Source organism: Pseudoneobacillus rhizolycopersici (genome assembly GCF_054786815.1).
The window spans coordinates 1-7542 of the sequence record NZ_JBTOOE010000047.1 but is presented as its reverse complement, the minus strand read 5'-3'; the positions used below and the strand labels follow the sequence as shown (position 1 = coordinate 7542).

The 7542-nt window shown below is 37.2% G+C and carries 8 protein-coding genes; 6 read left to right on the top strand and 2 right to left on the bottom strand.

Features of this window, described 5'->3' with window-relative positions:
• Positions 1-560: 560 nt before the first annotated feature.
• On the bottom strand, positions 561-1496 hold the full coding sequence (locus ACX9YW_RS22565; protein WP_460350898.1) for a hypothetical protein: 936 nt from the start codon (positions 1494-1496) through the stop codon (positions 561-563).
• Positions 1497-1938: 442 nt separating this feature from the next.
• Between ACX9YW_RS22565 and ACX9YW_RS22560 the strand changes: the two genes are divergently transcribed.
• The 4 genes from ACX9YW_RS22560 to ACX9YW_RS22545 all read left to right on the top strand — a co-directional run bounded on the left by ACX9YW_RS22560 (position 1939) and on the right by ACX9YW_RS22545 (position 4097).
• The gene (locus ACX9YW_RS22560) at positions 1939-2481 is read left to right on the top strand and encodes a competence protein ComK (protein ID WP_460350896.1); all 543 of its coding nucleotides are present in this window, start codon (positions 1939-1941) and stop codon (positions 2479-2481) included.
• Between the two features lie 405 nt (positions 2482-2886).
• Complete coding sequence (locus ACX9YW_RS22555) at positions 2887-3198, top strand: helix-turn-helix domain-containing protein (protein WP_460350894.1); 312 nt, start codon at positions 2887-2889, stop codon at positions 3196-3198.
• 304 nt (positions 3199-3502) lie between these two features.
• Positions 3503-3724 (top strand): helix-turn-helix domain-containing protein, encoded by a 222-nt coding sequence (locus ACX9YW_RS22550; protein ID WP_460350891.1) that lies wholly within the window; start codon positions 3503-3505, stop codon positions 3722-3724.
• Positions 3725-3824: 100 nt separating this feature from the next.
• Positions 3825-4097, top strand: coding sequence for a helix-turn-helix domain-containing protein (locus ACX9YW_RS22545; protein WP_460350889.1), 273 nt, complete (start codon positions 3825-3827; stop codon positions 4095-4097).
• Positions 4098-4232: 135 nt separating this feature from the next.
• Here the strand turns inward: ACX9YW_RS22545 and ACX9YW_RS22540 are convergent, their stop codons facing one another.
• The gene (locus ACX9YW_RS22540) at positions 4233-5540 is read right to left on the bottom strand and encodes a hypothetical protein (protein WP_460350887.1); all 1308 of its coding nucleotides are present in this window, start codon (positions 5538-5540) and stop codon (positions 4233-4235) included.
• A 487-nt stretch (positions 5541-6027) separates the two neighbouring features.
• On the opposite strand from ACX9YW_RS22540, the gene ACX9YW_RS22535 reads away from it, so the two are divergent.
• Entirely contained in the window at positions 6028-6588 is a 561-nt protein-coding gene (locus ACX9YW_RS22535; RefSeq protein WP_460350885.1) for a flavin reductase family protein, read from the top strand.
• Positions 6589-6990: 402 nt separating this feature from the next.
• Positions 6991-7212 (top strand): hypothetical protein, encoded by a 222-nt coding sequence (locus ACX9YW_RS22530; RefSeq protein ID WP_460350883.1) that lies wholly within the window; start codon positions 6991-6993, stop codon positions 7210-7212.
• The last annotated feature ends 330 nt before the right edge of the window (positions 7213-7542 follow it).

The window sequence follows — 7542 nt, the reverse complement described above, 5'->3', positions numbered from 1 at the left end:
AAAATAAACACCCCAAAAGTTAGATCCTTTACTCTAACTTTTGGGGTGCAGTACATTTGCTTCCTACGGCGCGGGGTGGTTTTCTTGTATCCTAATACGTGTTTCCTAAAGACATTTGCACCAATTTCACGCACTATTCCCTTTAGTAATTCTCGTATAAATTCAAGAAATGTTTCCATGATTATCACCTCCTTTCCAAATAAAAAAGGAAAGAAGAGCGACAACCAACCACCCTCACAATTTTAGTTGCACCTTATTCTACCATTCAAAACCATGGAAATAACCTATCAATCTTCGACAAAATTCGGGGAGTGACAGGCACCGAAACCACCTGTCACCCGGGATCTGTAGCACTACAATTATCTTAGTATACCGCGCGAAAAATGTTGGTTTCTGCGGTTTGGTAAATACCCTTATCAATTCGCCTTCAATTGTAAATTCAATCAAACGTTTGTTTGAAAATCGCTATTTCAAACAAGCAATGTAGATGACAGGAAGGAAAACCCCTACTGTCTTACACCATCATACTTACCTTGTCCACAAGTGGTGCCTGTCACCAATCACCTATTTTCTTCCAACAACTCCTTGAATATCCCCATCATTTCTAGTGCTTTTTCTGTTCTTGCTATATCGTGTTGCGGTTTTTTTCTCGGTTCATCTTTTTCCACTGGGAATCCCGGGGAGATTTCTTCGGTTACTAGGTGGACGAAGTAGTCTACGATTGAGAAGATGGGTTGCTGGTATTTTAGGCGTTTTTTGAATTTAAATAGTGCTCTAGCGATAGACCGGATCATGATAACAGGATGAATGTTTTTGCCATGGGAAGCTACCAATACTCGATTGACGATTTCCATAGCTATTTCTTGTTTAAATCTATTATCGACTAGGAACTGAACAAATGGCTCAACCTCATCGTCCGTAATGCCTTTGCTATTTTCATTTTGTAGTAGATTAGAATGAGGAGCTACGCGCGCGTTATTATTCATTTCTTCTTCATTTTTTTGAAAAGAGTTTTTAAGAGCTTTTTTAGAGCTTAATAAGAGTTTGTCATTTGGACGCCCCGCCCCCATTTCAGTCCTATCATAGAGTTTTTGACAGTCACCCGCTCCGACATTCCCCTTATCGATCATCACAATCTCCTCGTCATCCACCGGAAGTTCACCTTGAAACGGCTGCAAAACATAATAACTATGACCGTTTAAGCCGTTGGACCGTTTTGTATAATAAACCTTCAAAACTCCTCTTTCCTTTAAAAACTTCATTGCCCGCTCGACGGTTTTCACGGAGACGTCTGCGAGGACCGCCAACTTATCTTGCTTGATCCAGCAGACCCCCGCTACCCGGCAGGCATATTTTTTAATCAAATGAAAAACGGTGTTACAACTTTTCGAGATAAGCCCTTTGAAAGATAAATAGTGAAGATTCATATGGTGGTTTAATTCGTCCACCGAGGAAAAGCTTTGTAATTCAAGCGCTAATTTAGGAATATAGGTCATTCGACATTCTCCTTCAATAAAATCTTAGGACAGATTTGAAGCAAAAGAACCCGCCCCATGCTTCCCCACCCTACCCAAAATTCAAGAAAAACTCCAAAAGACTAAAACCAAATTTGAAGCGATTTTCACCGAAAAATCATGGAAAAATGCTTAAGATTTTAAATTTAAAGCGTTTTTTCAAAAAGTTTGCACTATTTTTAGCTATAAATACGAAAGCAAACCTCAGGCGGATAAAATATGACAATTTTCTGACAAAACTGCCAACTTTCGATCATTTTCCCCATTTGGTATTTCTAGAGATTCCACCGAAAATTTGCAAAAATGATATTTTACTAGTATAGAAACGTCCGGCGTACTTTGGACAAGGAGGTGTATAAGATGTGAAAAAAATAGTGCCGAAAGTAGTCCAGCCACCGGAATAATAATAGTGAGGTGCAAAACAATGGAGTTAAAGAAGGAGTATATGATTAATCAGCATCTGATGTACATGGTCGGTTATCACGACCGGTATGGAAAGTTGTGTACATTGGTGCAGGAAGAGAATGAAACGTTTTTCGTGGATTGTTCACCTTTAGAAATTTTGGCATACAGCATTAGATGTATTGGTTTTGATTACAAAGGGGCACTGGAGACATCGAAGTGGATTTTGGGCGATGAAATTCTGATGCATCCGGTAATGGTCAATCCGATTTTGAACATTTGCCTGTTTCCAACCAGATCACCTAATCGACCAGATACCATTTGGTTTAACCCATTCTATATTAAAAGAACCATCGGTTGCCAACGAAAAACAATGATTGAATATCGGAACGGGAAAAAAATGCTCGTCCACATGCAGCTTTCTGCCTTTAATAACAGGCTACAAACCGCTGAACAATTTAGAAACCTGACCGTTGGCATCGGAATGAACCCATTTTCTTTTGATCTCAATCCGAAAAAAAGACGGCCAAAACGGAAGCGCAAATCAATGCGGAGGAGGGCATAAACTACTGCCGGATTATCACAAACATAAATACTGTCAGCTACATCATCCTTGCTCATACCTACCCTTCTATGAATCTTACATCATACATAAAGTCATCAAGTGATTAGTCATTACATATGGCAAGAATGATCCTTTACTGACCTGCCAGACATAACCACTCACAAAAGTAAGAGAAGAATGAGCTGCTAGCCAATACAAGCAAAAAGTTAGTTCAGCAAGCAGCTCAATGATTTGTACGTACCCCTCTTTTAAAGCCTATTCCTACCTTCCCTCCCTATTTTCCTCATTAAGGCTAGTGCAGTAGCCCAATATCCTAAGTTTCCTTAATGCAACATTAACGTAGTTAACTCCGTTCAATTATTTTAAGACTCATTATCTAATGAATTAAAAAGGGGATTAGCCTTAGTGGATAATGAGAAAATGACATTTGGTCAATTAATAGAAAAATACAGACGTGGAAAACAATTGAATCAGGAAGAATTAGCTTTTCGCAGTGGAATCAGTAGCGAAGCATTGAGTTTAATTGAGAGAGATATTAGTAAACAAATACTGATAAGCACCTTCATCAAGATCGCGATTAATGTTGACCTATCCCCTTGGAAACTATTAAAAATCGCCGAAGAAAAAGGGATATTAATCGATTTATTAGGTGAGTCAAAATATGGAGAACAAGTGAAGGAATACCTTGAAACGTATTCGGTCAATAAGGATGAGTAAGCACAGCAGATTTAAAGTTTAGCTGTGCTTCTTTTACACAAAACTTCTGTTTGCCCCCCCTTTTAGAACTCGCCCCTCATATACAAACGAAATGAACTTTAAGCCAGTAACACATCCAAATTAACTTCTGAATCATTAATTAGCACGTCCATTGGCAAACCACCTATCCAAATTCATAAAATTGTCATTTTATAGGGTAATCTTGTTGGCTATAGTCAGTGTCACAACCCTACATGAAAATCGTTTAATAAAGATACGGATATTTCAATTTTCCGAATAATCCATAATGGGAGGTGATAAAACAATGATTGAAATCAGAATAAAAATTCGCGAAATCCTTAGAGAAAATAATATTTCCCTTAGAGAATTATCCAGAAGAACGGACATTAACCATGGCACATTATCGGCGCTCTTCCATCAGAAAAGGGAAAAGGTCCATCTATCACACATCATAAGAATCTGCGAAGCCTTAAAAATTACAGACCCTTGCCAAATATTTGAGTTTATTTTAGTTGAAGGAAAATGATAGCGTTTACATTTCAAGTGATATCGGGCACTTTTGCCATCAATAGCTGGTGGAGTATTTCTCCCGCTAATGGTCTAGTACTCTATAAAGGGGAATTGTCTTGAAGAACAAAAATAAAATCGTTTACATAGGTCCTACTTTAAAAAGAATAAGGGACGAAAAGGGCTTATCTCAAGAAGAGTTAGCAGGTAATAGTAACCTTAATCGGACATACATAGGTGAATTAGAAAATAACGGGAGTAGGGCATCGATTGATACGATGTTTCAACTTGCCTACGGGCTGGGAATAGAGCCTTTTGAATTTATAAAAGTGATACAAAAAGATAATCCTGATTTTATGAATAAAATTGAGGAACGGAAAGAGAAAGAATAATTTATCGGATACTCGCGGACACCCTATACACACAATCCTCTGAGGGACACAGAGTCAGCGCTGTGTCCCAATCTTTTTGGTGCATTTACTATAGACTGGAAATATGTGATGGGACAACGAACCATCCCCCATGCTTCAAATAGATATCAAAGTTAATTTCCCGTTTGTAAAGTACAGATATTTATTACCATAATAGACCCACTGTTCATGAGTTATATTGCTAGTAACCGTTGTATTGACACGCAATGGTTTCCCCCAGGTTGTTAATAATACTTGGGCTTTTGTCATTCCAATTTTTACTTTATCGCCTAGATAGATTTTTTCTTTAGAAGAACCGAGTAGGTTATTGATACTATCGTAATTTCTTACGACAATGGATGCACCTGCTTTTTGTTTTGGAATTTTAACAGAGAATGTTCCGTTTTTATTCACCGTAGCGGTGTACTTTTTAGTTCCAGCAAGTACTTGTACATAGTCGCCACTTTGATACGAATTCACACGACCAGTAACATTTGTGGAATAGGCATAGGTATAATTCACATAAACGCCGTTATCAATTGTTGCAATTCTGTATGGAAACTTACTTTTGTTGCCACTCTTATCAATGAATTCAACATAATACGTTGTATTTGCCTTTTGTTTGGGAATTTTGATTGAAAAACTAACTAACTCTTCATCCTTAGTTTTTATTGTTTTTGTACTATATTTATTCTTTCCGATGTAAACATTAATGGTCATTCCATCTTCTTTAACGTAACCCGCTACCTTCGTATCTCTTATCGTAGTTTGGTACACATTTACTTCAGCTTGACTTGGCGGAGTTGTATCAATAACGGTTGTACTGCCTAATTTATAGATTTCATCCCCGCTGTATTCAATAAAGTAAGTAATCGTTTGCCCACTTGTTAACGGAGTATTTAAAAAAATATCATATCGACCTTCACTAGAATATCGTGAATAGTACTTCTTCCCATTGTATTCCACTCCAACCGGAATATTGGCAAACGCATATCGATCAATTCCAAGCAAACGAAAACTTACTACATTTGCACCTTCTTGAATCGTTTTAGTTGCTTCAATTTGAGGATTTCGCCCTTCCCCGACTGTACCTTGAGCTACTAATGTTTTTTCATTTGAACCATCTTTTATAAAATAGATAGTATATGGAGTTCCTTGATCATAAAACTTGTCAAAATCAACTCTTAAATCTTCATTTCTAAAGTGAATCCGAGATTGAAATGTCTTTCCACCAATTTCAACTTGCAGAGTATCCTGGTAATAATCAGCAGAATCCGCGATGACGAAAGTAGCATAGGCAAGGTTTTCAATAATTAAGTGCTGAACTTTTGGCACATCGGCAGCGGCCGCATGAGACTGAGATATTGGTGTTAAACTTCCAAAAAACATGAAAACTAGTACAATACAACTTATAAACTTTTTCATTTTTATTTATTTCCTCTCTAGTTGTTATTTCAAGTTATGATTTTACTTATCCCCTCTGGAGGTTAAGTCATGAGCCTCTAAGAATAAACTAGTAACCTATGTACATAAATAATAAGTAAGCGCGTTTTTAATCAGTAAAGATTAATATCAATCAACCCTAACTCCTACATCACCCTCAAATCATTTAATGGTTGTTGCGTCCGAATATCCAGAGACGCTTCAATAGCCTTTGCATAATCTCCTAATTGCACGTTAGAGGTAGCTTAGAATTTTGAAAGTTTCAATTGGATATAAGAAAGAAATTAATTATTCTCAAATATATATTTTACCATAAAAAGGACATATTTCTCATCATAATTTGGCTAATCTTGTCAAATCTACAGTTAATTTGAAATAATATGTCGAAGGAAAGCTGGGGAACGCTTCTCAACAATCAAATCTCGTTTTAAAATAGACACTAATGACATATAAAAACAGGAGGCACCAAATGCTAGAATCAACAACAAAAACGGTGATGCACAGTTATCCAGGAATGGTCGCACTTGTGACGGTTAGTCATAACGATGAAGAGAATATAATGGCGGCGGGCTGGCATTCTTATATTTCCTATGAACCACCGATTTACGGTGTGGCGATTGGGCGTGAGCGCCATACCTATTCTTTACTGAAGGAAGCTGGCAAGTTTGCGGTTAACTTTCTGCCCTTTGAAAAAGCAAATCTGATCCAGCAAGCAGGAGTTTATACTGGGGCAAATGTTAATAAATTTGAATTTGGAAAAATGGAATTCAGCAAAGGTGTGGCAACCAATGCACCTATCTTACATGATGCCTATGTGGCTTACGAGTTGGAGGTAATAGACCGTCAATCATATGAGGATCACGACTGGTTTGTCGGAAACATCGTTCGTTTTTACCGTGACAATGACAAATTCTTAGACAATGGATTACCTGACTTTGATAAACTATCAAACCCCCTCTACCTTGGACGCTCACTCTACACCTGTGTAGACAATAATAGCAAAATAACCAATCACCAAATAAAAGAATGAAATCGGCAAGGAAATTGACTTTGATACAATCTTTGATAATCTTGAATAACCAGTAAAGTAATTTGAAGGTTTCTTCTCTGGTAACAATCTTAATTACTTAAAGGATATTGAGAGGTTATAGGGAATTTGTTTAGATATCCAGAGAAAAAATCATAGATATGGATTCCTCTAAATTACTATTATCATCACCAGTAATTTCGAGAGCATATGTGAATAATACTTGAATCGGTGTTCCTCCATTAATATGTCTTACCCAGTCTCCCATTTACCAATGATCAGCACTAGTCATGGACCTATCCCTCTAACAAAACTGTATACTCCACACAAACACCAGAGGACAATTGCTTTAAAACAGCGAATTTTTAGAAGTGACTAAAATAATTTACTAGGATGTGTACACAAATGAAAACAGGGGAAAAGAAAACATATTTTTACATTCCATTGCTAGGCTTCATTGAAGTGGCTGATACCCTAGAAGAAACGATAAAACGAATGCATGAATTAGAAGTAAAAAAGGAACTCAAAGATAAAAAAATACTCAGAAGTTTAAAGAGAGCATACCCTGGAAAATTCATAAAAAAATGTGGTGAAGCATGGCAAATAAGCGACAATCCAATCGAATAAAACTGACTTATTTATTATTCTTCCTCATCCACTAAAGCTGTCTTCCCTCCATGGACAAATCACCAATTTGTCCATGAGAGGTACCTCACGGGAGGTACCTGACACCTTGTTCACGATTTGATGACTTTCATTTACGAATAATTTCCTGTATAATGGGAATATATTAAAGAAGAGAAGTGTTGGACCACTTCTCTTCTGCAACCCTACCGTCAGGGTGGTGGTTGTCAATTAGATTAGTCTTTATCTCGAGAACCACCTTTTTGCTTGTGACGGCGTTGTACTGCACCCCAAAAGTTAGAGTAAAGGATCTAACTTTTGGGGTGTTTATTT